The sequence below is a fragment of the Dokdonella sp. genome (assembly GCF_041395345.1).
Taxonomy (GTDB): Bacteria; Pseudomonadota; Gammaproteobacteria; order Xanthomonadales; family Rhodanobacteraceae; genus Dokdonella.
The window spans coordinates 133,875-159,129 of sequence record NZ_JAWLAR010000005.1 but is presented as its reverse complement, the minus strand read 5'-3'; the positions used below and the strand labels follow the sequence as shown (position 1 = coordinate 159,129).

The 25,255-nt window shown below is 61.0% G+C and carries 22 protein-coding genes; 19 read left to right on the top strand and 3 right to left on the bottom strand.

Annotation, left to right across the window (positions count from 1 at the left end; translation table 11 throughout):
- Positions 1–4: 4 nt before the first annotated feature.
- Genes mlaD through R3F00_RS06350 form a run of 3 tightly spaced genes read left to right on the top strand, consistent with a single transcriptional unit; the run spans position 5 to position 1,502 of the window.
- Positions 5–532: an outer membrane lipid asymmetry maintenance protein MlaD gene (mlaD, locus tag R3F00_RS06360; RefSeq protein WP_371280909.1), complete on the top strand. Its 528-nt coding sequence runs from the start codon at positions 5–7 to the stop codon at positions 530–532.
- Between the two features lie 11 nt (positions 533–543).
- On the top strand, positions 544–1,188 hold the full coding sequence (locus tag R3F00_RS06355) for a phospholipid-binding protein MlaC (protein WP_371280908.1): 645 nt from the start codon (positions 544–546) through the stop codon (positions 1,186–1,188).
- On the top strand, positions 1,185–1,502 hold the full coding sequence (locus R3F00_RS06350; RefSeq protein ID WP_371280907.1) for a lipid asymmetry maintenance protein MlaB: 318 nt from the start codon (positions 1,185–1,187) through the stop codon (positions 1,500–1,502). Before R3F00_RS06355 ends, R3F00_RS06350 begins: the two co-directional genes overlap by 4 nt.
- 27 nt (positions 1,503–1,529) lie before the next feature.
- Here the strand turns inward: R3F00_RS06350 and R3F00_RS06345 are convergent, their stop codons facing one another.
- Positions 1,530–2,354 (bottom strand): VacJ family lipoprotein, encoded by an 825-nt coding sequence (locus tag R3F00_RS06345; protein ID WP_371280906.1) that lies wholly within the window; start codon positions 2,352–2,354, stop codon positions 1,530–1,532.
- A gap of 182 nt (positions 2,355–2,536) precedes the next feature.
- Here R3F00_RS06345 and rpoZ point away from each other — a divergent pair, with 182 nt between their 5' ends.
- The 8 genes from rpoZ (at position 2,537) to R3F00_RS06305 (ending at position 11,768) form a co-directional block, all read left to right on the top strand.
- On the top strand, positions 2,537–2,830 hold the full coding sequence (gene rpoZ, locus R3F00_RS06340) for a DNA-directed RNA polymerase subunit omega (protein WP_371280905.1): 294 nt from the start codon (positions 2,537–2,539) through the stop codon (positions 2,828–2,830).
- Between the two features lie 69 nt (positions 2,831–2,899).
- Positions 2,900–5,062: a bifunctional (p)ppGpp synthetase/guanosine-3',5'-bis(diphosphate) 3'-pyrophosphohydrolase gene (locus tag R3F00_RS06335; RefSeq protein ID WP_371280904.1), complete on the top strand. Its 2,163-nt coding sequence runs from the start codon at positions 2,900–2,902 to the stop codon at positions 5,060–5,062.
- 15 nt (positions 5,063–5,077) lie between these two features.
- Positions 5,078–5,464, top strand: a complete 387-nt coding sequence (locus R3F00_RS06330) for a RidA family protein (RefSeq protein WP_371280903.1) — start codon at positions 5,078–5,080, stop codon at positions 5,462–5,464.
- Between the two features lie 62 nt (positions 5,465–5,526).
- A complete protein-coding gene (gene recG / locus R3F00_RS06325; protein ID WP_371280902.1) occupies positions 5,527–7,638 on the top strand; it encodes an ATP-dependent DNA helicase RecG in 2,112 nt (703 codons plus the stop codon).
- Between the two features lie 3 nt (positions 7,639–7,641).
- On the top strand, positions 7,642–8,736 hold the full coding sequence (locus tag R3F00_RS06320; protein ID WP_371280901.1) for an acyltransferase family protein: 1,095 nt from the start codon (positions 7,642–7,644) through the stop codon (positions 8,734–8,736).
- A gap of 2 nt (positions 8,737–8,738) precedes the next feature.
- A complete protein-coding gene (locus tag R3F00_RS06315) occupies positions 8,739–9,659 on the top strand; it encodes a nucleoside hydrolase (protein WP_371280900.1) in 921 nt (306 codons plus the stop codon).
- A 189-nt stretch (positions 9,660–9,848) separates the two neighbouring features.
- Entirely contained in the window at positions 9,849–10,091 is a 243-nt protein-coding gene (locus tag R3F00_RS06310; RefSeq protein ID WP_371280899.1) for a type B 50S ribosomal protein L31, read from the top strand.
- A gap of 384 nt (positions 10,092–10,475) precedes the next feature.
- Positions 10,476–11,768: a citrate synthase gene (locus tag R3F00_RS06305; protein WP_371280898.1), complete on the top strand. Its 1,293-nt coding sequence runs from the start codon at positions 10,476–10,478 to the stop codon at positions 11,766–11,768.
- A gap of 50 nt (positions 11,769–11,818) precedes the next feature.
- On the opposite strand, the gene R3F00_RS06300 is transcribed toward R3F00_RS06305, so the two are convergent.
- Positions 11,819–12,430 (bottom strand): hypothetical protein, encoded by a 612-nt coding sequence (locus tag R3F00_RS06300; RefSeq protein WP_371280971.1) that lies wholly within the window; start codon positions 12,428–12,430, stop codon positions 11,819–11,821.
- Entirely contained in the window at positions 12,427–14,898 is a 2,472-nt protein-coding gene (locus tag R3F00_RS06295; protein WP_371280897.1) for a penicillin-binding protein 1A, read from the bottom strand. The genes R3F00_RS06300 and R3F00_RS06295 overlap by 4 nt, the downstream gene beginning before the upstream one ends.
- 243 nt (positions 14,899–15,141) lie before the next feature.
- On the opposite strand from R3F00_RS06295, the gene R3F00_RS06290 reads away from it, so the two are divergent.
- The 8 genes from R3F00_RS06290 (at position 15,142) to R3F00_RS06255 (ending at position 25,235) form a co-directional block, all read left to right on the top strand.
- The gene (locus R3F00_RS06290; RefSeq protein ID WP_371280896.1) at positions 15,142–16,200 is read left to right on the top strand and encodes a pilus assembly protein PilM; all 1,059 of its coding nucleotides are present in this window, start codon (positions 15,142–15,144) and stop codon (positions 16,198–16,200) included.
- Between the two features lie 125 nt (positions 16,201–16,325).
- Positions 16,326–16,967, top strand: coding sequence for a PilN domain-containing protein (locus R3F00_RS06285; RefSeq protein ID WP_371280895.1), 642 nt, complete (start codon positions 16,326–16,328; stop codon positions 16,965–16,967).
- The gene (locus R3F00_RS06280) at positions 16,964–17,641 is read left to right on the top strand and encodes a type 4a pilus biogenesis protein PilO (RefSeq protein WP_371280894.1); all 678 of its coding nucleotides are present in this window, start codon (positions 16,964–16,966) and stop codon (positions 17,639–17,641) included. The genes R3F00_RS06285 and R3F00_RS06280 overlap by 4 nt, the downstream gene beginning before the upstream one ends.
- 1 nt (position 17,642) lies before the next feature.
- Positions 17,643–18,188 carry a pilus assembly protein PilP gene (locus R3F00_RS06275; protein ID WP_371280893.1) on the top strand — a complete coding sequence of 182 codons (546 nt, stop codon included), beginning with the start codon at positions 17,643–17,645 and terminating at the stop codon, positions 18,186–18,188.
- Positions 18,189–18,214: 26 nt separating this feature from the next.
- Entirely contained in the window at positions 18,215–20,485 is a 2,271-nt protein-coding gene (gene pilQ / locus R3F00_RS06270; protein ID WP_371280892.1) for a type IV pilus secretin PilQ, read from the top strand.
- Positions 20,486–20,565: 80 nt separating this feature from the next.
- The gene (locus tag R3F00_RS06265; RefSeq protein ID WP_371280891.1) at positions 20,566–22,800 is read left to right on the top strand and encodes a hypothetical protein; all 2,235 of its coding nucleotides are present in this window, start codon (positions 20,566–20,568) and stop codon (positions 22,798–22,800) included.
- A gap of 171 nt (positions 22,801–22,971) precedes the next feature.
- Complete coding sequence (locus tag R3F00_RS06260; protein WP_371280890.1) at positions 22,972–24,132, top strand: EAL domain-containing protein; 1,161 nt, start codon at positions 22,972–22,974, stop codon at positions 24,130–24,132.
- A gap of 116 nt (positions 24,133–24,248) precedes the next feature.
- Positions 24,249–25,235, top strand: coding sequence for an AAA family ATPase (locus R3F00_RS06255; RefSeq protein ID WP_371280889.1), 987 nt, complete (start codon positions 24,249–24,251; stop codon positions 25,233–25,235).
- Positions 25,236–25,255: the final 20 nt, after the last annotated feature.

Sequence of the window (25,255 nt, the reverse complement as noted above, 5' to 3'; positions counted from 1 at the left end):
GACCATGAGCCAGCACAGACAATCCTTCCATATCGGCACCGGCCTGTTCATCGTTCTCGGCTTCGCCGCGCTCGCCTATCTGGCCATGCAGACAACATCGGTGGCCAACTACAGCCAGGGCGACAGCTACCTGTTGAAGGCACGCTTCGGCAATATCGGCCAGCTCAAGCTGCGCGCTCCGGTGAAACTGGCCGGAGTCCGCATTGGTTCTGTGCGATCGATCGAACTGGACCAGCAAACACTCGAAGCCGTGGTCCTGCTGGCCATCGACAGCCGTTACCGGGAGCTTCCTGACGATTCGGCGGCAGCGATATTCACCAGTGGTTTACTCGGAGACCAGTACGTTGGCATCCAGCCGGGAGGCTCGCCGATCATGTTCGCCGATGGGGATGAAGTCATCCTGACCCAGTCCTCGATGCAACTTGAGGACCTGATTGGCAAGTTTCTGGTCAGTGGCGACAAGCCCGAATCCGACGCCGAGTCTGTCGACGCCGAACCGGCTTCCGCCAAAGTACCCGCCGAAGACCCCTAGGAGGGCAGGACATGCAGCGATCCATGGTGTGGCTGTTCGCGCTGGTGGCAGCGCTGGCTGCGGCCACGACCCTTCGGGCCGAGGCGCTTTCGCCGGAGATGGTCGTGCAGCGGATCGCCGACGATCTCGCCAGCGCGATCGGATCGCGGCGCGAAGAACTGAAGAACGATCATGATCGCCTGGTCCGTGAAATCGATGCGATCCTGCTGCCGCATTTCGACATCGACTACGCCTCGCTGCTGGTGCTCGGCCGCCACGCGCGCGCGGCCTCGCCCGAGCAGCGATCCCGGTTCGCCAGGGCCTTTTACAGCTCCATCGCCAATCGCTATGCCGAAGGGCTGCTCAACTACACGCGTGGAAACGTCCGCGTGCAGCCGTTCAAGGGCGAGCTCAACGACAAGCGTTCAATCGTGCGAACCGAGGTGGTCCTGGCCGACGGCAAGACCGTTTCGGTGGACTACGCGTTCCGCAGGACCGCCGACGATCAATGGAAAGCCTATGACGTCATCATCGAGGGTATTTCCTACATCACGAACTATCGCAATCAGGTCGATGCCGAGATCCAGGGAAGCAGCCTTGATGCGCTGATAGCTCGGCTGGAAACCCAGGGTGCCAGTGCTCTGGAGAGCATGGAAAAACCGGCCAGCAGCCCGTGAGCGCGGGTTTTTCTCTTGAGTCTGCAGGGCCGGGTCGGGCGCGCATCAGCGGACGCATCGATGTCGAGAACGCCGCCGAAGTCTTCGAGCTGGGCTTGTTGTTGAGTGGTGATGGCCCCGGGATGGAAGTGGATGTGAGCGCGCTGACCACCGCGGACAGCGTGACCCTGGCCGTTCTGATCGCCTGGGCCGGGCGTGCGCGCAAGCAGGGCAAGGGCGTTCACTACAGCGGAATTTCCGATCAACTGCGGGCGCTTGCGCGACTCAGCGATGTCGAAAGCCTGCTGGATGCGGCGCCGACGCCATCGGGTTGAGCGGAGCTTCTCCCGCGCGACGGAGCTCTACGGTGAATTGTTGTTGTCGTTCTGCGATTTCTCGTATTCACGTTGCTGCTCGAGCAGGGATTCGAAATCCTCTTCCTCAATTCCCTGCATCTGCTGGATCGCATCGAGTGGCGGCTGGCCGTCGTAATTCAGATAGAGGCGTCGCTGGCGGTAGGCATCCCGGTAAAACACATAGGGGTCATAAATCCCGTCGGTCAGCGCCTCGGCATCCAGCGCTCTGGCCCTGAGCGTGATCAGGTAAAGGAGCTGCGGCCAGTGTTCCTGGCCGAGGGGCTGGTTCCTGTTTTGCACGTAGTTCGTCATGGGGTCGAAGAAATAGCCGTCGACAGGAAAGCGCCAGACATCACGCAAACTGGTCGAGCCCATCAGCGGCAGCACGATGTAAGGGCCCTCACCGACGCCCCATTGGGCCAGTGTCGCGGCAAAATCGGTCTCCTGGGCGGGGATCTTCATTCGGGTGGCCGGATCGAAAAAACCGAGCAGGCCAACGGTCGAATTGATGACCATTCGGCCGGTTCCGCGCAAGGCGTCCTTGATATCCCCTTGCAGCATGTCGTTGGCGATCGTGATCGGCATGCGCACATTGGCGAAAAAATTGCTCAGGGCGCGACGCAATCCCGGGGTTGTGACCGTACGATAGGCCTTCGCCGTGGGCCGGATGACGGCCCGATCGACCTTGTCATTGAATCGGTAGACCTTTCGATTGACCTTTTCCCACGGATCGTCCGTTCGCGGCGGGCTCATTGCGCAGCCAGCCACGGCCAGCAGGCTGGCCAGGACCAGACTGGTGCGACGAAGTGGCAAGCCGACACGCGACTGCATCTTGCAGGGATCCTGAATGGCTGGGGATGACACAAGATATGCCAGATGGGGTGAACCGCCAGCGACTCAAGTCTCTGCCAGAACGGGCCATGGGACGGGTCTTGTTTGCACTGCACAATTCCGGCCCGCTACAATAGCCGCCAAACCGATGCTGTATCGATTCCTCAAGAGGCTAGTCACTGATGGCGCGTATTACCGTAGAAGATTGTCTTTCGGTCGTGGACAACCGATTTGAACTCGTGTTGATGGCGACCAAGCGCGCGCGTCAGTTGGCCAAGGGAGCCGATCCCACGGTGGATGCACTGAATGACAAGCCGACCGTGGTGTCGCTTCGCGAAATCGCGGCACGCAAGGTTGACCAGGCCATGATCGACGAAATCGATCGCCAGACCCGTGAACGGGCCGAGCGCGAGGCGCTGGAATGGGCGGCGGCTGAAGTGGACGATGATCTGGGCAAAGCCGGCGACGATCTTTAATTTGATCCTGCCCGGCTGCCGTACCGGCCATCACGCGGCGGACTGAACCGACGCGACATTGAGGTGGCTATGAAGGCGACGGCAGATTCGCAAGCAGACAGGCGCGGTGGCTTGCCGCCATACCTGCTTGCTCTGGAAGACAAGCTCGCTGTCTATCTGCCCGAGGACCAGATCGCGCGAGTGCGCCGTGCCTACGAAGTGGGCGCACTGGCTCATGAGGGACAGACCCGCAAGAGCGGCGAGCCCTACATTACCCACCCTGTAGCCGTGGCCAGCATTCTGGCCGATCTCGGCATGGACGCAGAGACGATCATCGCTGCGATCCTGCACGACACGCTCGAAGACACCCACCTCAGCGCCGAAGAGCTGACCGGCGAGTTCGGCAGTACGGTCAGCGAACTGGTCGATGGCGTCACCAAGCTCGATCAGCTGCACTTCAAGAGCCGCCAGGAAGCCGCAGCGGAAAGTTTTCGCAAGATGCTGCTGGCCATGGCCCGCGATCTTCGCGTCATCCTGATCAAGCTGGCCGATCGCCTGCACAACATGCGCACGCTGGGCTCGATGGAGCCGGCTTCGCGTCGGCGCATTGCGCTCGAGACACTGGAGATCTACGCGCCGATTGCCCAGCGCCTCGGCATGAACCGGTTCAAGTCCGAGCTGCAGGATCTCGGCTTTCGCGCCATGCACCCGGATCGTCATCGCGTCATCGCCTCGCGGATTCGAACGGCGCTGGGCAACCGCCGCGAAGCCATGGCCAAGATCGAGGCCGCGCTTGATGCGCGCCTGGACGCCGAGAACATCGCGCATCGGACGATCAGCCGGATCAAGTCTCCGTACAGCATCTACCGCAAGATGCGGAACGAGCAGAAATCCTTCGCCCAGGTCATGGATGTCTTCGGGTTCCGAGTCGTCGTCGATTCGGTCACCCAGTGTTACGTGACGCTCGGTGCCGTACATTCGTTGTTCAAGCCGCTCGATGGCCGCTTCCGCGATTTCATCGCGATCCCCAAGGCGAATGGCTACCAGTCGCTGCACACCGTCCTGTTCGGGCCGTTCAGCGAACCCATCGAGATACAGATTCGCACCGAGGACATGGACGCAGTTGCCGACCGCGGCGTCGCTGCGCATTGGGCCTACAAGAACGACTCGGGCCCGGCCAACAGCGCGCAGAGCAGGGCGCGGGAATGGGTTTCCGGTCTCGTCGACGAACAGAATCGCACGCCTTCTTCGCTGGAATTCATCGAAAGCGTCAAGGTCGACCTTTTCCCCGACGAGGTCTACCTGTTCACTCCGCGCGGCCAGATCCTTGCCTTGCCGCGCAATGCCACAGCCCTCGATTTCGCCTACGCCGTGCATACTGACGTGGGCAGCCATGCCGTCGCCGCGCGCGTGGACAAGAAGCTGGCGCCGCTGCGCACGCGCTTGAGCAGCGGACAATCGGTCGAGATCATCACCGCGCCATCCGCCGTGCCGAGCACGCAATGGCTGGAGTGGGTCGTCAGTGCAAAGGCGCGCACAGCGATCCGGCACTTCCTCAAGCGCCTCCAGCACGAAGACGCCATCGAGCTCGGCCATCGCATGCTCGACCGGGCGATGGACGCGCTGGGTGCGTCGCTGGAGGTGTTGCCACCCGATCAGCTGGCCCGCTATCTCGAGGATCACAAGCTGCGCGCGCTGGAAGACCTGCTGGCCGATATTGCCCTGGGCAACCGCACCGCCGAGCAGGTAGCCCGGTCGCTGCTCCAGCTGCACGACGAGGTTTCGGGAGGGCAGGGTTCGCATCCGGCCGAGAAGATCCTGATCACCGGCGCCGAGCGCGGCGTGCTCAGCTTCGGCAACTGCTGTCATCCGGTGCCCGGCGACGAGATCATGGGTTACCTGTCGGCCGGCAAGGGCATCGTCGTGCACCGGCTGGAATGCCCGAATATGCCGGAATTCCGCAAGTCGCCGGAGCGCTGCGTGGAGATCGCCTGGGATACCAGCGTCAGCGGCGACTATCGCGTCGAACTCCGCATCATCGTGGCCAACAAGCCCGGTGTGCTGGCCCAGGTCGCCGCCGCCGTCGCGCAGGCCAATTCGAATATCGAAAACGTCGAGTACAAGGAGCGCGACCTGATGTCGGCCACCTTGCTGTTCACGATCGAAGTCGCCAATCGCAAGCATCTTGCCGACGTCATGCGCGGGGTGCGTCGCCTGGCCGTCGTCAATACCGTCTATCGCCATCCCGTCTGAATCGAGGAATCCAGCATGTCACAACGGCGCATCATCCATTCCGACCACGCTCCCAAGGCGATTGGCCCGTATTCCCAGGCGGTGCAGGTCGGCAACACCGTGTACCTGTCCGGTCAGACCCCGATCGATCCGAGCACCGGCGAGCTCGTGGAGGGCGACATCAGTCTTCAGGCCCACCAGGTCTTCAAGAATCTGAAGGCCGTGCTTGTCGCAGCAGGGCTTTCATTCGATCAGGTCGCCCGCGTCGGCATCTACATGACCGACCTCGGCAACTTCGCGGCGGTCAACGACGTGATGAAGCAATACTTCAGCGAGCCGTATCCGGCGCGCTCGACCATCGGCGTGGCCGCGCTGCCGAAGGCATCGCAGGTCGAGATCGATCTGGTCGCTGTTGTCGATTGAACGGTCGCGTAGATTCTGCCAGCTTGTGAAAAATGCAGGCCGAGCTTGGGTATGCTTGGCCGATGCCACGCGTCCGTCCAGCCATCGACATTGAAAATGCAAGCGACCCCGGCCTGGTTCCGGTCGGCGCGCTGGCCGGCGTGGGTCCGGTGCTGGAGGCATCGCTGCAGCGCATCGGACTGAAGAGAGTCCAGGACCTCTGGTTTCACCTTCCCCTGCGCTACGAAGACCGTACCCGGCTGACCCCGATTCGCGATCTTCGCATTGGCGAATCGGCGCAGATCGAAGGCGTGATCGAGGCCGTCGAACGCGGATTCCGTTTTCGTCCTCAGCTGCGAGTGGTCCTCAGTGACGATTCGCACGCGACGCTGTGCCTGCGCTTCTTCAGTTTTCGCCGTTCGCAGGTCGAGCAATTGACGCCGGGGACGCGACTGCGCTGTTTCGGCCAGATTCGCCACGGAGCCCACGGTCCCGAAATCGTGCACCCGCAGTACCAGCGTGTGCTCTCCGCAAATGCGGGTGTCGAGGAATCGCTGACACCGGTCTATCCGACCACGGAGGGCCTTGGCCAGAAGCGAATCGCCACGCTGATCTCGCAGGCGCTGGACCGGCTTCCGGCGGACGCGGATCTGGAACTGGTGCCCGACGCATTGCGCAGGCCCCTGGATCTGCTGTCCCTGCGCGAAGCCTTGCTGACCGTGCATCGACCACCGGCCGATGCGGACGTCTCCGCGCTGACACTCGGCACTCACCCGGCGCAACGACGCCTGGCATTCGAGGAGCTGTTGACCCATCACCTGAGTCTCAAGCGCCTGCGCGCCCAGGTCCGCGAGCATGGTGCGCCATCACTGCGCGGCGACGGCAAGCTGCGCAAAGCCCTGATCAAGGCCTTGCCATTTGCGCTGACCGGGGCACAGCAAAGGGTCAGCGCCGAGATCGCCGAGGATCTCGCCCGCGACGAACCCATGCTTCGCCTCGTGCAGGGCGATGTCGGCTCGGGCAAGACCATCGTAGCCGCCTGGGCCGCGTTGGCGGCGATCGAATCCGGCTATCAGGTGGCCCTGATGGCGCCGACCGAACTGCTTGCCGAGCAGCACCTGCGCAACCTGACCGCCTGGCTGCAGCCGCTTGGCATCACGCCGGTCTGGCTGGCTGGCAAGGTGCAGGGCAAGGCGCGTGCTTCGGCCATGGCGGCACTGGCAGCGGACGCGCAAATCGTCGTCGGTACGCATGCGCTCATGCAGCAGGCTGTCGGCTTTCGCAACCTCGGTCTGGTCATCATCGATGAACAGCACCGGTTCGGCGTGCACCAGCGCCTGGCCCTGCGCGACAAGGGTCGCGAGGGCGGCAACGTTCCGCATCAACTTGTGCTCACGGCCACGCCCATACCACGTACCCTGGCAATGACCGCCTATGCCGATCTCGATGTATCGGTGATTGACGAGTTGCCGCCGGGAAGGACGCCGGTGACGACCGTGGCCCTTTCTGTTTCGCGCCGTGACGAAGTGGTCGAGCGCATTCGGCTGGCCTGCGCGGAAGGGCGTCAGGTCTACTGGGTTTGCACCCTGATCGAGGAAACCGGACAACTCGAGGCGCAAGCGGCCGAAGTGGCCTACGCGGAGCTTGCCGAGCAGTTGCAGGGAATGCCGATCGGGCTGGTCCACGGACGTCTGAAGGCGAGCGAAAAGCAGTCCGTGATGGATGCATTTCGCAGTGGCAAGATCGCCCTGCTGGTCGCGACCACCGTCATCGAGGTGGGGGTCGACGTGCCCAACGCGAGCCTGATGGTCATAGAAAATGCCGAGCGGCTCGGCCTGGCCCAGTTGCACCAGCTGCGCGGCAGGGTCGGTCGCGGCAGCCAGGCGTCGACCTGCGTTCTTCTCTATCAGTCGCCACTGTCGCAGCTCGCTCGCGAGCGACTGACAGCCATGCGTGAGACCAATGACGGTTTCGTGATTGCGGAAAAGGATCTGGAACTGCGCGGTCCCGGAGAAATGCTGGGCACCCGGCAGACCGGTCGCCTCGAGTTTCGCGTTGCCGATCTGGCCAGAGACGCCGCCTTGCTGCCCAAGGTTCACCAGATTGGCGAGACCTTGCTGGCGCAACACCCGCAACGCTGCGAGCGCCTGATTGCACGCTGGATCGGCAGCGCCTCTGAATTCGCTGGCGCCTGAAGAATGCAACCCGCTGCAGTTCGCGACGCACTGCTGGCTCGCCCGCCGATGCTGGCAGACCGGCTCGGCAATGGCCCGGACAATTCGCTGCTGTTGAGACACCTTGCGGCCTTGCTGGTCATTTACGGTCATGCCTACGCACTGCTCGGTCCGACGGATTCCGGCGTGGATTTGCTGGCACGGGCAATCCCCCGGTTCTATGCCGGCAGCATTGGCGTCTGCCTTTTCTTTGCGCTGAGTGGTTGCCTGATAACGCATAGCTGGTTGCGAAATCCAGGAATTTTCCGGTTTCTTCGCGCCCGCATTCTGCGCATCTATCCTGCCTACCTGGTCTGTTTGCTCTGCACCGTGGGACTGATCGGTCCCTTCTTCAGCGAACTATCGCCGCACGCGTATTTCGAGCATGTGCAGACAGTGAAATATGTCCTGCGCAATATCGACCTGATCGGATTGACCTACGTATTGCCCGGGCTTTTTGCGGGCAATCCGGTGCCTTTTGTCGCCAATGGATCGATGTGGTCGCTCGCTCTTGAAGTGCGTATGTACGCCGTCATCGCCCTGTTCGGGGCAATCGGAATGCTGTCCTGGCCGCGGATTTTTACGATCGTCGTGCTGGCGTTTGTCCTTTACTGTCTGTTGGGCTGGGTCGCAATCGCGCCGTTGCATCAGGACAAGGCAGCCTTGGCAATGCTGTTCATGATGGCATCCCTCATCGCGATGTTTGCATCGCGAATACCGCTGTCGACGCGCTGTTTGTCGATTTTCGTCGTGCTGGTGGTGGCCACGGCCAAGTCGTTCCTGTTCGTAACTGTGACCATGCTGGCGCTGGGGTATTTCAGCCTGTGGTTCTGCTGGCGGCTTCCCGCAATGCGCCTGCCATGGCGGTCAGACTATTCATACGGATTGTTCCTGTACGGTTTTCCGGTGCAGCAGATGGTCGTGGCTGCGCATCCCGAAGTTTCTCCGCTCGAACTGTTCGGGCTTGCGGTTCCCCTCAGCCTGGTTCTCGCCATGGCATCGTGGCATTGGGTGGAACAACCCTGCCTGCGCCTGAAACAATGGGGTTCCCTTGATCCGGCGTCGATGCCCAGGTCGTGAACATGAAACTGCTGATAGACACCGACCCCGGCGTGGACGATGCGCTGGCGATCCTGATGGCTTGTCAGGGCGCCGAAGTCACGGGTCTGACGATCGCCGCCGGCAATGTCGGCCTGCGTCACACCGTTGCCAATGCGTTGCGGCTGATCGACCTGGTCGGAGTCGACACGCCGGTTTTTCCGGGCTGCGCCGGTCCCCTGGTCCTGCCCGAAGCGGACGCAGCCTTCGTGCACGGCGCAGACGGGTTTGGCGATACCGGCTACACGCGTTCAACGCGTCAGGCATCGAGCGAGCATGCGGCCCTGGCCATGATCCGTCTGAGCCGCGAGCATGCCGGACAACTGGTGCTGGTCGCCCTGGCGCCGCTGACCAACCTGGCCCTGGCCTTGCGCCTTGATCCCTCTCTGCCCAAGCGCGTCCAGCGCCTGGTGGTCATGGGCGGCGCGGCCACTGGTCGCGGCAACACGGCCCGCGTCCCTGCAGAGTTCAATATCGGCTTCGATCCCGAAGCGGCTCACATCGTCTTCTCGACCTGGCCCGAATTCGAACTGGTCGACTGGGAAGCCACCTTGCGCCATGGACTGGCCTACGAAGACGTCGAACGCTGGCTGGCAGCAGATTCGCCACGGGCGCGTTTCTATGCGGCGATTTCGCGGCGCACGCGAAGTTGGGCTCGTGCCCACGAGCGCGAGCGCATGCTGGCCGCCGATGCCCTGGCCATGGCCGTGGCGCTCGATCCGGACATCGTGGTGTCGGCGCAATCTTGTCATGTCGCTGTCGAACTGGATGGGGCCCTGACCCGCGGAGCGACCGTGGTGGACTGGGAAGGGCGGATGGGCAAGCCTGCCAATGCGCGCATCGTCCTCGGCGTTGACCAGGCACGCTTCGAGGCCTTGCTGGGGGCTGCCCTGGCCGCGATCTGAGGCCTGCAAGCGTATACGGGGCCTGGATTCCGGGGCACCATCGCTGCCGGTCGGTCCGCTCGGGCCGGAGGGGTCGCAAGATCCCGCCTGACTGAAGCATTGCGCCCGACGGCCGCTTGCGCCATGATTGCCGGCTCGCTACAATCGCGCTCTTTTCTCCGGGCCAAGCCCGGCAAACGGTACTGTCCAATGAAGCCTGATATCCATCCGAAGTACAAGCCGGTCGTCTTCCAGGACCTGTCCAGCGATTTCGCCTTCCTGACCCAGTCGACCATGTCGGCCAAGGAAACCGTGAAATGGACGGACGGCAACGAATATCCGCTCGTGAAGATCGATATCTCCAGCCATTCGCACCCGTTCTACACGGGCAAGCAGAAGGCCGTGGACGCCGGTGGCCGGGTCGACAAGTTCCGTCGCCGCTACGCCAAGTAGGCAAGACCCGATTTCAAGCGTGAGCAGAACGCCGGCCTAGAGCCGGCGTTTTCGTTTGCGGGATTGCCGGGCGGGGTCCCGCCAGCGGCCGGGCCAGTGCGCGACCCTGCAGGGCAGCCAGCCAGGCGAGACTTTCATCGAGAGGATTGTGCCTGCCGGCCGCATTTCCTGCCTGGCGGGATCGCCCGGGCAGGGGATCCTGGAACGCCAACGCCGGGTCGGGGCCGCCGGAGCCATTGTGCTATGCAATAATTGACGCTGGATTCGGGCGCGTATGTCTCCACTCAAGCGCGCCCGCGGCCTGCCAGCAAGCCACCCAATCCCAGACCAACTTGAGGTTCGGGCCAGCATCAACGGTCCGGATCCCGCCAGAAGGAGTCCGCCGTGTCCGACCATTCAGTCAAACTTTCCGATACCGCCAACGATCGCAGCACCTCATTGCCAGTAGTGACCGGCACGCTGGGCGACCCTGCACTCGATATCGGCAGGCTCAACAAGGACACCGGATACTTCACCTACGATCCAGGTTTCGTCTCCACGGCGAGTACACGCAGTGCGATCACCTATATCGATGGCGACAAGGGTGTGCTGCTCTATCGAGGCTACCCGATCGAGCAATTGGCCAAGCACTCCAGCTTTCTCGAAACCTCCTATCTGCTGATCAACGGCGAACTGCCGAACAAACAGGAATTCAGCAAGTTCGAGCACGAAGTCACGCATCACACGATGATGCACGAGTCGCAGAAGAACTTTCTCAACGGCTTCCGCTATGACGCGCATCCGATGGCCATGTTGTGCGCCTCGGTGGCTGGCATGTCCGCGTTCTATCACGACACGCTGGACATGGATGACCCCGAGCAGCGTCGACTGGCCGCGATCCGCCTGATCGCGAAGGTGCCGACGATCGCCGCAGCCGCCTACCGCTCGTCGGTTGGCTGGCCGGTGCGTTATCCGCGCAACAACCTCGAATACGTCACCCGCTTCCTGCACATGATGTTCGAGGTGCCCAGCGAGCCGCTGGAACTGAACCCGGTTGTGGCCAAGGCGCTCGACCTCCTGTTCATCCTGCATGCCGATCACGAACAGAATGCCTCGACTTCGACGGTGCGCCTGGTCGGATCGACCGGTGCCAATCCCTACGCCTGCGTGTCGGCTGGCATCGCGGCGCTGTGGGGGCCGGCACATGGCGGCGCCAATGAGGCGGTGCTGTCGATGCTGACCGACATCGGCGATGCGAAGAACGTGGCGTCGGCGGTGGCCAGGGCCAAGGACAAGGATTCGGGCTTCCGCCTGATGGGCTTCGGCCACCGTGTCTACAAGAATTTCGACCCGCGCGCGACGATCATCCGCGAGATGACGCACAAGGTGCTTGCCGACCTGAATATCGACGATCCGCTACTCGAAGTCGCCATGGCGCTCGAGGAGGTGGCCCTCAAGGATTCCTACTTCGTCGAGCGCAAGCTGTACCCGAATGTCGATTTCTACTCGGGCATCATCTACAAGGCCTTGAAGATTCCGACCGAGATGTTCACGGTGATGTTTGCGATCGCACGAACCGCCGGTTGGGTTGCCCACTGGCTTGAACAGCAGGTCACGCCCGACGCCAAGATAGGCCGTCCGCGTCAGGTCTATACCGGTTCCGTGGAACGCGACTACGTGGAGCTCGGCAAGCGCTGATCGCGACGTGTATCGAGCCAGGCGACTTTCTGCCAGGCAGCGACAGCCTGCTAGGAAGCAAGGATTTCGAGCAAGCGGATGAGACCTGCCCGCTGCATCGGGCGATCTGAAATCCGGTCCTGCGGTGCTTGCCGCAGGCCGTCCAGCGGAAACACGGTCAGATCGACGACCGTGTCGTCTGCCGAGAGCAGCAAGACGGGAAAACGCTGTTCAACGTTCGTGCCGTAGCGCAGGAGGCGATCCTGCAACTCGAACGGAATGCGGTGTTCGTCGAGGAAGCTCATGACCCGTTCGGGCTGCTCGCTGAACACGTGCAGGCAAACCGCCGAATGGGCGTCTGCCGTACCGTCCAGGACAGGGCCGACCAGTCGCGGCTGGAATGGTTGCAGAAAGCGCATGGCTTCGACGGCTGCTTCGCGAAGGCGCGCAAGTTGTGCGGGCTGGCTCGAGGCCTGGAACAGGCGCTGGTGCTCGCGCAATGCGGCTTCGATTTCGACATTGCGTGGAAGGGCTGCCTTCTCGCCGAGCCCCAACTGTTGAGCGGCCTTGAGCTTGGCGGCGTGATAATCCCGCAGGCCCTGCTCCGAAATCAGCCTTGCCGCTTCGACGGCGATGCGTCTGCGCAACTCGGCGCTGTTGGCGTGCCCCGAGGCTGCCATCAGAAAACGTCGTAGGCCTCGCGCTGTTCCTCTTCCTGGGTGTCAGGTCTGGCGGCTAGCTGCGCGACGTCCTCGGTCTTGAAATATTCGATGATCGAATCGGGATCGCCGGCAGGAGCCAGCAATCCGCTATCGCGGTCGACGCGTGCCGTGGTGATGCCCGGTGGCATGTCGAACGGCTGCTCTTCCATGTCGGCCAGCGCTGCCCGCATGAAGCCGATCCAGATGGGCAGGGCCGACTTGGAGCCGAATTCGCGACTGCCCAGCGAACTGAAGTCGTCGAATCCGACCCAGGCCGTAGCCACGATGCGGGCGTTGAAGCCGGAGAACCAGGCATCGCGATACTCGTTGGTCGTACCGGTCTTGCCGGCCAGGTCGCCGCGCTTGAGCACCATGGCGCCCGAACCGGTCCCGCGTCGCACGACATCGCGCATCAGCGAGGTGACCAGATAGGCATTGCGGGCGTCGATGACGCGCGGCGCCAGCCGGGGCTCACCGGGGGCGGGCGGAACAGTCGTCGAGGCATTCGCTGTCGCAATCGGCGTGAACGAGGAGGAACCGTCTGCGGCAAGATTGGCGCGTTCCTGCTCTTCGTCGAGCATGCGTTGCGGACAGTCGTGGCAGGCCCGAACCGGATTGGCGGTATAGATGACCTTGCCATCGCGGTCGGCTATTTCGGCGATCAGGTAGGGGTCGATCAGGAAGCCGCCGTTGGCCAGCACCGCATAGCCGCGGGCCATCGCCAGTGGCGAGACTGCAGCGGTTCCCAGCGCCATGGAAAGGTTTTCGGGAACCTGTTGCGCGGTGAATCCGAACCGGGTGACGTATTCGTGCGCATAGTGCACGCCGATTGCATCAAGCAGGCGTACCGAGACCAGGTTCTTCGAGCGTACCAGGGCTTCGCGCAGGCGGATCGGGCCGTCGAACTTGCCGTCGTCGTTGGAGGGCGTCCACAAGCCGTTTGGCCGCGATACATCGGGGAAAACAAGCGGCGCGTCATTGATCACTGATGCCGGTGTGAAGCCATGGTCCATCGCTGCCGAATAGATGAACGGCTTGAAACTGGATCCTGCCGAGCGACTGGACTGGGTGGCGCGATTGAACTTGCTGCGCGAGAAATTGAAACCGCCAATCAGCGCCCGGATGGCGCCGTCCTCGGGGGACAGTCCGACCATGGCGCCCTGCACCGCGGGAATCTGGGCCAGCCGCCAGTTGCCCTCCTCGTCGAGCGATACGCGCACGATGTCGCCGGCCTGGAGCACTTCGTCGACACGCTTTGGAGTGGCACCGCGGCGGCTGTCATCCACGTAGGGGCGCGCCCACTCGACCGCCTTCAGGTCGAGCAGGGCAACCTGTCCGTCACCAAGCTGGACCATGGCTTCGTCGGCCATGACCGTGGCGACGATACCGGGAATCAGGCCGTTGACCGTCCGGTAGCCGTCGATTTCCCCGACCAGGCTTTCCGGGCTGGTTCCGGCAGCTATATCCACATGCGCTTCTGCACCGCGATATCCGTGGCGACGGTCGTAGTCGACGAGGGAGTCACGCAGGGCCTGGTTGGCAGCTTCCTGGTCCGGAGAAACGATGGTTGTCCGAATGACGTAGCCGTTGTCGAGCGCATCGTTGCCAAGGCGCTCGATGGCCTCCTGGCGGACCAGCTCGGCCACGTAGGGGGCTTCGATCTCGATGGGTGGCTCGTGGGCGAAAGACTGGTCTTCCTCGGCCATGGCCTGATCGTAGGTGGCCTGGTCGATATGGCCGAGATCCAGCATGCGGCCAAGCACGTAGGCACGTCGCTGCAGGGCCCGCGGCAAGTTGTTGATCGGATTGCCGGTGGACGGGAATTTCGGCAGCGAGGCCAGCATCGCGCATTCGGCCTGGGTGAGCTGATCGAGCGTCTTCCCATAGTAGAACTCGGCTGCGGCAGCGATTCCGTAAGCTCGGTTGCCAAAGAAACTCTTGTTCAAGTACAGCGCAAGGATGTCGTCCTTGCTCAGTGCACCTTCGATGCGAAACGCCAGGAAGATTTCCGACAGCTTGCGCGTATAGGTCACTTCGGGACTCAGGAAGAATTGCCGCGCCACCTGCTGGGTGATGGTGCTGCCGCCCGCCACATGCTTGCTGCCGGTGGTCGTCACCAGCCAAACCGCACGCAGGATTCCGCCGATGTCGATGCCGGGATGGGTATAGAAATCGGCATCTTCGGCCGAGATCACGGCGTATTTCAGCCGATCCGGCACCTGACTCATGTCAATCGGAATGCGGCGGGTCTCGCCGAACGTCGCCATGAGCTTGCCATCAGCCGCAAGTACCTTGAGAGGGACCTGCAGCTGCACATCCTTGAGTGTCTCGACCGAAGGCAGACGCGGAGAAATCAGCCAATAGGCTACTCCGAGGGCCAGACAGCCAAGGATTACGCCACTCAAACCGAGGTAAATGGCGTAGCGGACAACGCGAAGAAAGATTTTCATGCAGCTGATGCGACTTGTGATGGCATTCAAGGAAGGATCTTGGAGCAAGCGACAGAGTATAGGTCCATTGGGGTTTCCGGGCAGCTTGGCCAGGGTCTCGGGGGGCGGAAACCGTCAATTTCTGTCAGTTTTCGCGACGGGATCGACTATTTGAGCGCTCCCTGTTGCCAATTGGTTAAGTTTTAGATTTAATGTGAAAACACATGTTTCGCTCGTAAGGGCGCGTGGCAAGGGGAAAAAGTAGTGGGACTCTTCACTCCTAAGGCACCGGTTCTGATCGGAGTCGACATCAGTTCAACAGCCGTTAAGCTGTTGCAGCTGGGTCAGGCTGGCGGTCGTTACCGCGTTGAGCACTACGCCGTCGAGCCATTGCCGCCGAACGCCGTGGTCGAGAAAAACATCGTTGAAGTCGAGGCTGTCGGTGACGCGATCCGCCGTGCGTTGAGCCGATCCGGGGCCAAGACCCGGTTCGCTTCCGCCGCAGTCGCCGGTTCGGCCGTGATCACCAAGATCGTTCCGATGCCCGCCGACCTGTCCGAAGAGGACATGGAGGCGCAAATCCAGATCGAGGCCAACCAGTACATCCCGTACCCGATCGAGGAAGTCAGTCTCGACTTCGAAGTGCTCGGGCCGGTCAAGGACAACCCGGACATGGTCAACGTCCTGTTGGCCGCTTCGCGAACCGAAAATGTCGATCTGCGCGTCGCCGCGCTTGACCTGGGCGGGCTGAACGCGAAGACGATGGACGTCGAAGCGTTCGCGATGGAAAACGCATTCCGTCTGATTGCCGACCAGTTGTCCGTTCCCAAGGAAGCGGTCGTTGCGGTCATCGATGTCGGCGCAACCATGACGACGCTGATCGTGCTGCGCAACCAGCGCACGATCTACTCGCGCGAGCAGGTCTTTGGCGGCAAGCAACTGACCGACGAAGTCATGCGCCGCTACGGACTGAGCTACGAGGAAGCCGGGCTGGCCAAACGTCAGGGCGGTCTGCCCGAGTCCTACGAAATCGAAGTACTGGAACCGTTCAAGGAGGCCATGGTCCAGCAGATCAGCCGTCTCCTGCAGTTCTTCTTTGCCGGCAGTGAATACAGCCGAGTTGACCAGATCGTGCTCGCGGGCGGTTGCGCCTCGATCACCGGGGTGGCCGACATGGTTGAAGAGCAGCTAGGGGTGCCCTGCGCTGTCGCCAATCCGCTCGCCAACATGTCGCTTTCATCGCGCGTGCAGGCACAGACCCTCGCTCAGGATGCTCCGGCATTGATGATCGCGTGCGGTCTGGCGATGAGGAGTTTCGACTGATGGCCAGAATCAACCTATTGCCATGGCGAGCCGAACGCCGCAAACAGCGCGAGCGCGAGTTCTACATGATGCTGTTGGCGACCGCTGTCGCCGCTGTCTTCCTGTTTCTCTGTGCGTCATGGTGGATGGGTCAGCGCATCGACAACCAGGGTGAGCGCAATACCTATCTCGAGAAGGAGATCAAGAAACTCGACGAACAGATCGAGACGATCAAGAACCTCGAGCGAGTCCGCTCGCAATTGCTGGCGCGCAAGGAAATCATCGAGGACCTGCAGTCGAATCGTTCACAGATGGTGCATCTGTTCGATCAGATGTCGAAGACCGTGCCGGAGGGTTTGCGTCTGACTTCGCTTACACAGGCCGGAGACAAGCTCACTTTCGAGGGCGTGGCAGAGTCGAGCACGCGGGTTGCAACCTATATGCGCTCTCTTGAGGCGTCTCCTCAACTTGGGCGAGCCGATTTGGCAAAAATTGAAAGTCGTGAAGGCCAGCTCGGGGTGGATCCAAAGATGCCCTACGTTTTTCAGCTTTCGGTGACGACCAAGAAGAACACCGAGACTGAGTTGGCTGACGCGACAACGGTGTCGGAAGGGGCGCAGTCCACGGAAGAGGTGCCGCCTGAGGGTAACGCAGCGAAACCGGCAGATCTCGGGGCGCAACTTGAAAGCGCGGCAGCTGAACTGAATGCCAAGTCTGCTTCTGGCAAGACATCGGCCGAGACCAAGCCTGTGCCCGAAGCGGCTCCGAACAAGGAGAAGAAGCCATGAGTTTCTTCGACGATCTGCGCAATCTGGATCGGAATAATGTTGGAAACTGGCCGAAATCGGTCAAGACATTTTTCGCTCTTCTCATTGTCGTTGTAATCTTGTTTCTTGGATGGTGGTTCAAGATCAGCGTGCAGCAGGAAGAGCTTGAGCGGGCAGAGAAAAAAGAAGTCTTGCTTCGTGCCGAGTTCGTCAAGAAGCAGGCCCAGGTGGTCAATCTCGCGGCCTACGAAGACCAGCTGAAGGACATGACGGACGAGCTGCAGCAGATGATCAATCAGCTTCCCGGGAAGACCGAGATGCCGAAGTTGATCCTGGAAATCTCGAATGCTGCATTGGGTGCTGGAATCAGCAATGAACTGTTCCAGCCCGGCGCCGAAGTCATGAAGGGCTTCTACGCGGAGAAACCGATCCAGCTTCGCATGGTTGGTACTTACCATGAGTTTGGTGCATTCATCAGCAAGGTCGCGTCTCTACCTCGAGTCGTCATTCTGACGATGCACGATGTGTCTCTGCGACCGACAAAGCAGCCAACAGGAAAGGGCAGCCAGACTCCCTCGGCCGGCGGAACTTTGACGCTCGAGGGAACGGTCAAGACCTACCGCTATATGGATAACGACGAAATCGCTGAATTTGAACAAGCAAATGCGCCGAGCGCCGGTAAGGGAGGGAAGTGACATGTCCAGCCTGAACGCATCTGCCAAACGAATCTTGTTGACCTCGCTGGCTCTTCTCGCCGTTTCCGGCTGCATGTCGGGCAAGGAGGAAGTCGAGAAGTGGGTTCAGCAGGAGAAAGCGAAAAAGGGTGCGCCGCTGGACCCCCCGCCGGCCATCAAGACATTTGAGACATTTGAATATACGCTGCATTCCCCCGATGATCGCGACCCATTCGATCTCCCGAGTAGCGAAGAAGAAGAGGCGGCTGCAGAAACCGGCCCAAGGCCCGACCAGAACCGCGCTCCGGAACCTTTGGAGGCCTTTCCGCTCGATGGCTTGAAAATGGTGGGCACCCTGGGCGCAGCCAACGCACCGGAAGGGCTGCTCAAGGACCCCGAAGGCGTGATACGCCGAGTTCGACCTGGCAATTACATCGGACAGAACTACGGGCGAATTACCGCTATCAGTGAAGGCCAGATTGACTTGGTCGAGCTCGTTCCGAACCAAACAGGCGGCTGGGTAGAGCGTCAACAATCGATTTCGTTGGCGGATGCCAACCAGAAATGACCGACCCGTTGGGGGTAAGCAAAATGATGACCAAAGCTACTGACTTCCAGGGGCGCAAGCCCGCCAAGAGTTCGAGACTTGCCCACTGCCTGGGTCGGCTTGCATTGCTGGGGATGCTCATCACGGGAGCGGCGCAGGCCGAGAACGTGCTGGAAGATCTCACCTACACCGCACAACCGGGTGGTCGCGTTGAAATCACGATGCGATTCGCCGATCCGGTCGAGGTTCCTCAGGCATTCACGACCGAATCCCCTCCGAGGATTGCCCTGGACCTTGCCGATACGCGCAGTGCCCTGAACCAGCGGCGCATCGAAATCGGCGCCGGGGCAACGTCGGGCGTGTCTACGGTCGAAGCCGCCGGTCGTACTCGAATCGTCGTGGACCTTTTCCGACCGGCTAGCTATGAAACGCGCATCAATGGCAACGAGTTGATCCTGACCGTCTCCTCCAGCACATCGGGAACGACTGCAGTAGCCGCCTCGGCAGCAACCCGAAATCCGACCAAGACCATCGCCGCCCAGGCAACCGAATTGACCGGTGTTGATTTCAGGCGCGGCAAGAATGGAGAAGGCCGCATAGTCCTGAGCTTCTCCGGTCCCGGCGCCTCTGCCGACCTCAGGACCGAGGGCGACAAGGTCGTGCTCGATATCGCAAACGTTAAGTTGCCGCCGAACCTGGCTCAGCGTCTTGATGTGCTTGATTTCGCAACCCCGGTCCAGTTCATCGAATCGCGCTCGCGAGGAAGCGGCGTACGCCTGGATATCAGCGCGCAGGGACCGTTCGAGCAACTGGCCTACCAGACGGGTACCGAATATGTGGTCGAGATCTCGCCCAAGCGCGAGGACGAGAAGCTCAAGAAAAATGCCGAGCCCGTCTTCAACGGCAGCCGCGTGACCTTCAATTTCCAGGATATTCCAACCCGCTCGGTTTTGCAGCTGATCGCCGATGTGTCGGATCTGAACATCGTTGTTGCCGACAGCGTGCAGGGCAACGTCACTTTGCGCCTGATCAACGTACCCTGGGACCAGGCCTTGCATATCGTGCTGCAGGCCAAGGGCCTGGACCAGCGCAAGCAGGGCAATGTGATCTGGGTTGCGCCCCAAAAGGAAATTTCGGATCGCGAGCAAGCCTTGGCAGATGCCCGTCTGCAGATGGAAGACAAGGTTGAGCTGGTTTCCGATTTCATACCCATCAGCTACGGAAATGCCAAGGATATTGCCGACCTGCTTACGAAGGACGTGACTGCTACCCAGGCGGGTGGTGGGCAGCAGGCCAGCCAGCAACAACAACGTGGCTTCCTGTCGCAACGCGGAACGGTCAGCTATGACGACAGGACCAACACGCTTCTGGTCAGCGATACTCCACAGAAGGTTCAGGAGATTCGCGAGTTGATTGCCGTACTGGATCGGCCTGTACAGCAAGTGTTGATCGAATCACGAATCGTCATCGCCACGGATACCTTCGCTCGCGAACTAGGCGTCAAGTTCGGTATCAGCGGCGGCTACGAAGACAACAATGGCAATATCGTATCGACCGCTGGCTCGGCCCAGGGCACGGATCGCATGAGCAATGTGGCCCTGAATAATCGCTACAACGGTGGTCGCGGACTGCCCGTATTCAGCCCGGGCTCGATTCCGACATCGTCTGGCATCGGAACCGGCGGCGGCATCGCCGTGCCTAGCCTGAACGACCGGCTCAATGTGAACCTGCCCGTTGTTTCACCGGCCGGCAGTTTTGGTCTTGCCATCCTCGGCGCTGACTACCTGCTCGATCTCGAGCTCTCCGCGGCGCAGACCGAGGGACGTGGCGAAGTAGTTTCCAGCCCACGTGTGGTAACTGCGAACCAGAAGGAAGCAGTGATCAAGCAGGGTCAGGAGATTGCCTATGTCACCTACCAGAACTCCGGTGGCGGTGGCCTTGGTACGGCAACGGTCAACTTCAAGGAAGTCGTTCTCGAGCTGAAGGTAACGCCGACGATTACCGCCGATGATCGTGTCGTCCTCAATCTGGGCGTCAAGAAGGACAACGTTGCGCGCTATGTCGCCAATCCGGGTGGCGGTGAGGTTCCGGTTATCGACAAGCGCGAAATCAATACGTCCGTGCTCGTAGACAACGGCCAGACGGTCGTGCTTGGCGGCGTCTACGAAGTTGAAAAGCGCGATGACGTCAACAAGGTTCCGTTCCTTGGTGATGTACCCTTCCTTGGCAATCTGTTCAAGAAGACCGGCCGCTCCGACATCAAGGCGGAGCTGCTCATCTTCGTGACACCAAGAATTCTCAGTGACAGTCTGAAATAAACGTCCAGGGGCAGGCTGCGCTCACTGGTGCAGCCGAAGTGACGTACGACGAGAACCCAATGCGATCCTGGAGAAACTACATGAAATTCCCGCTCAATTCGTTCGGACTGCTGCTGGCCAGCCTTGTGCTGGCAAGTTGTGGAGGTGGTGGAGGCAATGGTGGCGCGGCATCGGCACCGCAGTCAGGAACCATTACTCTGACGACCTCGCGGCCAACATTGCCACTCAACCCAGGCAATGTGTTGCCGTATCCGGGTTCGCCCTATATGGCAGAAGTCCAGTTCACCTATAGGAACAACGCCGGCGTCATTACTGCTCTGACCGCCGATGCAACCTTCACAACGAGCTCGCCGAGCACGGTAAGCCTGTCTCCGCCCGATGATCCGTCAACTGAGGATATCAATGAGCTGGCTACGCGCGTGGTTTCTTTCCCAGCCACCACGAACAACGGCTCGTATGTATTCTTCGCCACGTCCTACGATGTCGCTGGCACAGCCACGGTTACAGCGTCAGCCATTGATCCTGCCACGGGCAGGACGGTCAGCCAGACCTTGAATTTCACGGTTGCGGGTTCAACTCCCTTGCCTGCGGCTCTGGATGTCGTTCCATCGCCTGCTGGCGTTTATGTGCCCGGTTCTGGCGGTACGACCAACTCGGTCATCAACATCCAGGTGCGTGATGGCGCGAATCAACCGGTTCCTAATCCGGGTGCAGCAGACAATGTGCAGGTCGAGATCGTCGGAAGCCCCGGCGGATCGACACTCTCGGCAACATCGGTCAATGGGCCCGATTCCGGCCCCAGCGTCCAGACCAGCACCGTCAACGGTGTTGCAGCGGCCTCGTTCCAGGCAGGTACCGTGCAGGGACCCATCCAAGTTCGCGTAACCGTTGATCGCGCCGACAATAACGTTAGCAACGGCATCGCCGACCCGATTTCCGCAACGACCACGGTGGTCGTGTCGGATGGCAAGCTGTTCAGCCTGACTTTGAGCTCACCGAACGTCAACGCACTGCGCGTCAATCGCGTTTCCGATGGCGCAGTGCCGCCGGAAGATCTCGAGCCACCGGACGAGAATGGTGTGCCGCCTGATCCGGACGCAACCTACAGCCTGACCATCAGTGCACTGGCCAAGGATCGCCAGGGTAATCCGGTGGTCCCCGGTACCGTCATTCGCTTCGGTGTGGTCGACGAGCCCTTCAATGTGGCAACAGACACGTTCTCGATTTCCGGTAATGACGGCAATCCGCTCGAAGGTGGAAACCTGTTCACGGCGCCCACTGGCATGTTTGCCACGGCCGGCGGTGGTGCCGGGCCTGGCGACGTGCTTGTCGTCTTCGGCGACGAGGTGCAAGGCAATACGGATCTTGAGAGCGCCTTGACAGTCCAGGCAATCAACTCGCAGACCAACCTCAATACCGCCTCGAACTTCAACAGGAACAATACGACCGGCGTTACGGTCGACTACGGTTCCGTATTGCCATACGTGATCGCTCGTGCCCAGCACGGCAATATCACGGCAACCGGCGTAACCAACGACATTGGTCGTGCATCGGCCACGCTCAACTACACGGTCTCGACTCTTGGATTCCAGAACGTCATCTGGGCCCAGGGCGAGAGCGTCGATTCAGTGACGGGCGGAAACAAGCGTGTAACAGACGCGGCCATAGGTGCATACCCGGGTCTGGCGCCTGCGACCATTTCAGCTTCGCCATCGCCGATCCTTGGCAATCGTACTCAACAGGTTCAGGTTTGCCTCTACGATGCGACGCTTTCGCCATTGCAGCGGGTCCGCCTCGGCTTCTCGTTCGAGCTTGGCCAGGGCACCGGTTCGGTTGACGGAACGAGTGGTGCGGGCTTGCTTGGCTCGAGTACGGGTGCCAACGGCTGCGTGATTGCCAACGTCAGCACATCGGGCGTGGGTGCGAGCTCGGGCGATTCGGGTAGCGGTACCTTGACCTTCTTCATTGGCTCCTACAGCACAAGCGTGGACATTGTCGTCAATCTGGCTACATTGCAGGTGTCGCCAAGCACCGTCACTGTTCCGGCGGGCGGGCCTCGCATGGTCAATATCTCGATCGCAGCGCGCGATTCGGGTGGCGGTCTGGTGCCGGGCGTCAACATCACGGGTACCTGCACGGGTGGCGGCACATTCGACCCGGCAAGCTTCACCGGTACGACGGACGGCAACGGACTCACCAATCACTCACTGACAGCAGATGGCTTCATGTTGGGTGTGACGGGAATCTGTACCTATACGGCGGACCAGGGACTCAGTGCCAACGTTGATTTCATCGGCACGAATCCAACGCCCTGAAGCCGTCGGCACAACAGGCAGTCGTTCACAGCGCAGCCTGAATGCTCAACCGAAAGGGTCGCGAAAGCGGCCCTTTCCTTTTCTGTTGATCTGGTATGAGGATCTTCATTGCCGCACCGATGCCAAAGGTCTGCGACAATGCCGACAAGTGCGGCCAAGGGATTCCGGACCATGGAGAAATCTGCAACGCGCCAGAGCTTTTCGGCTGGCGAAATCATCTTCGCGGAAGACGACGCCCCCACGACTGCCTTCCTGATCGAGTCGGGCCGGGTTGCTGTAACCACCGTGCAGCATGGCGAAATTCGCGAACTGGGCGAACTTGGGCCTGGAGCGCTGCTCGGTGAAATGGCAGTTATCGATTCAGCCCCTCGATCAGCGACAGCACGGGCACTGAGTGATTGCGTATTGACACCGATCGACCGCAACCAGTTCGCCGAACGCCTGGCAATGGCCGATCCGGTCGTTCGTGCATTGCTGATGAGTCAGCTGACAAGGTTTCGCTCGGCCCTGGCCCGCCTGACCGGCGACGTTCGAGAGGTAGGGCACTCCCCCGCCCATGACGACTCCGGAGCCTTCGACAAGATTCGGCTTGAAAGCGAATTGCGCGCGGCCCTGGAGCGCGACGAGCTCGAAGTGCTGCTGCAGCCCATTCAGCACATTGCCACGGGAAAGACCGCCGGTTTCGAAGCATTGATCCGTTGGCAGCACCCCGAACGCGGCCAGGTTTCTCCGACCGAATTCATTCGCCTGGCAGAGGAAACGTCGCTGATTATTCCGATTGGCGACTACGTACTGGCTCGTGTCTGCGACATGCTTGTTGAGTTGCGCGGTCTGGGCCGCGAATCGCTTCCCTTCATTGCGCTCAACATTTCTGCGCGCCAGATTGACGACCCGTTGTTGATCGATCGCATGCTCGAGCATCTGAAAGTGCGTGGTCTGCCACCAGGCCGTCTCGAAGTGGAGATAACCGAAAGCCTGGTCTTCAATCAGTCGCAGATCTCGGCGCTGATTGATCGATGTCACGCCGCTGGCATGCAAGTGGCACTGGACGACTTTGGCACGGGTTACTCCAATCTTGGCCCTGTTCTCAGTCTGAAATTTGACCGCATCAAGCTCGATCAGAGCTTTACCCGGGCACTCGACGGACCTCGCGGGACGGGGCTGGTTCGCGCGATTGTCGCCATGACCAAGGCACTGAATTGCGAAATGATTGCCGAAGGCGTCGAGACTCGGGATCAGTTGGATGCCTTGCGCGAGATGGGTTGCGACTATGCCCAGGGCTGGCTGGTGGGCAAACCGATATCGCTGCACGAAGTCCTTGATCGCGGCTGAATCAAGGCATCCATCTATGCGGATCAGGCCCCCGAGGCAACTTTTTCGAATCGATGTGGTCACATGCATCGCGCTGGACCGACGCGCGACCCTATTTCCCACTCATCCCTGAACTCATGGATATGTCCGAATCACCCTCGGCCCGCACTGCGTTTGTCCAGCTTGGCGACGAACTCTCCAGGTGCATCATTGGCCAGAAATCCCTGGTTGACCGCTTGCTGATCGCCTTGCTGGCCGATGGCCATCTGCTGGTGGAAGGTGCGCCAGGACTGGCCAAGACCACGGCAATCAAGGAATTGGCCGCACGCATCGAAGCGAATTTCCATCGCGTCCAGTTCACGCCCGATCTGCTCCCGGCCGACCTCACCGGCACCGAAATCTATCGCCCTCAGACCGGGCAATTCGAGTTTCAGCGGGGCCCGTTGTTCCACAACGTGATCCTTGCCGACGAAGTCAACCGCGCACCGGCCAAGGTGCAGTCCGCATTGCTGGAGGCCATGGGCGAACGACAGATCACCGTTGGCAGCAACACGTTCGCATTGCCGCCCTTGTTTCTCGTGATGGCCACGCAGAATCCGATCGAGCAGGAAGGCACATATCCCCTACCCGAAGCGCAACTGGATCGCTTCCTGCTGCATGTTCGCATCGGCTACCCGGATGCCGCTGCCGAGGCGGAAATCCTCGATCTGGCGCGAGCACGCGCACGCGAAGGGCTCTCTACCAGCAAGACCCCGGCACGGTTGCTCAGCCAGGCGCAGGTTTTTGCCGCGCGTTCCGAGGTGCTGGACATGCACCTGGCGCCGGCGCTGCAGAACTACATTGTTCAACTGGTTCTGGCGACGCGAACACCGACGCCGTACGGTGACGAGCTTGGGCGCTGGATTGCGTTCGGTGCCAGCCCGCGCGGAACCATTGCGCTGGACCGCTGCGCCAGAGCGCACGCCTGGTTGGCAGGACGCGATTATGTGTCGCCCGAAGATGTTCATGCGATGGCAGCTGACGTACTGCGCCACCGCGTGCTGCTGACCTATGAGGCCGAGGCCGAAGGCATCAGCAGCGATCACGCAATCAACATGCTGCTGGAACGCGTGCCGTTGCCGTAGTCAAGGGTTCCAGCAGCGCG

Coding starts and splice junctions, on each gene's coding strand:
- mlaD (WP_371280909.1), top strand. CDS start 5: ATGAGCCAGCACAGACAATCCTTCCATATCGGCACCGGCCTGTTCATC.
- R3F00_RS06355 (WP_371280908.1), top strand. CDS start 544: ATGCAGCGATCCATGGTGTGGCTGTTCGCGCTGGTGGCAGCGCTGGCT.
- R3F00_RS06345 (WP_371280906.1), bottom strand. CDS start 2,354: ATGCAGTCGCGTGTCGGCTTGCCACTTCGTCGCACCAGTCTGGTCCTG.
- rpoZ (WP_371280905.1), top strand. CDS start 2,537: ATGGCGCGTATTACCGTAGAAGATTGTCTTTCGGTCGTGGACAACCGA.
- R3F00_RS06335 (WP_371280904.1), top strand. CDS start 2,900: ATGAAGGCGACGGCAGATTCGCAAGCAGACAGGCGCGGTGGCTTGCCG.
- R3F00_RS06330 (WP_371280903.1), top strand. CDS start 5,078: ATGTCACAACGGCGCATCATCCATTCCGACCACGCTCCCAAGGCGATT.
- recG (WP_371280902.1), top strand. CDS start 5,527: ATGCCACGCGTCCGTCCAGCCATCGACATTGAAAATGCAAGCGACCCC.
- R3F00_RS06320 (WP_371280901.1), top strand. CDS start 7,642: ATGCAACCCGCTGCAGTTCGCGACGCACTGCTGGCTCGCCCGCCGATG.
- R3F00_RS06315 (WP_371280900.1), top strand. CDS start 8,739: ATGAAACTGCTGATAGACACCGACCCCGGCGTGGACGATGCGCTGGCG.
- R3F00_RS06310 (WP_371280899.1), top strand. CDS start 9,849: ATGAAGCCTGATATCCATCCGAAGTACAAGCCGGTCGTCTTCCAGGAC.
- R3F00_RS06295 (WP_371280897.1), bottom strand. CDS start 14,898: ATGAAAATCTTTCTTCGCGTTGTCCGCTACGCCATTTACCTCGGTTTG.
- R3F00_RS06285 (WP_371280895.1), top strand. CDS start 16,326: ATGGGTCAGCGCATCGACAACCAGGGTGAGCGCAATACCTATCTCGAG.
- R3F00_RS06280 (WP_371280894.1), top strand. CDS start 16,964: ATGAGTTTCTTCGACGATCTGCGCAATCTGGATCGGAATAATGTTGGA.
- R3F00_RS06275 (WP_371280893.1), top strand. CDS start 17,643: ATGTCCAGCCTGAACGCATCTGCCAAACGAATCTTGTTGACCTCGCTG.
- pilQ (WP_371280892.1), top strand. CDS start 18,215: ATGACCAAAGCTACTGACTTCCAGGGGCGCAAGCCCGCCAAGAGTTCG.
- R3F00_RS06265 (WP_371280891.1), top strand. CDS start 20,566: ATGAAATTCCCGCTCAATTCGTTCGGACTGCTGCTGGCCAGCCTTGTG.
- R3F00_RS06260 (WP_371280890.1), top strand. CDS start 22,972: ATGGAGAAATCTGCAACGCGCCAGAGCTTTTCGGCTGGCGAAATCATC.
- R3F00_RS06255 (WP_371280889.1), top strand. CDS start 24,249: ATGGATATGTCCGAATCACCCTCGGCCCGCACTGCGTTTGTCCAGCTT.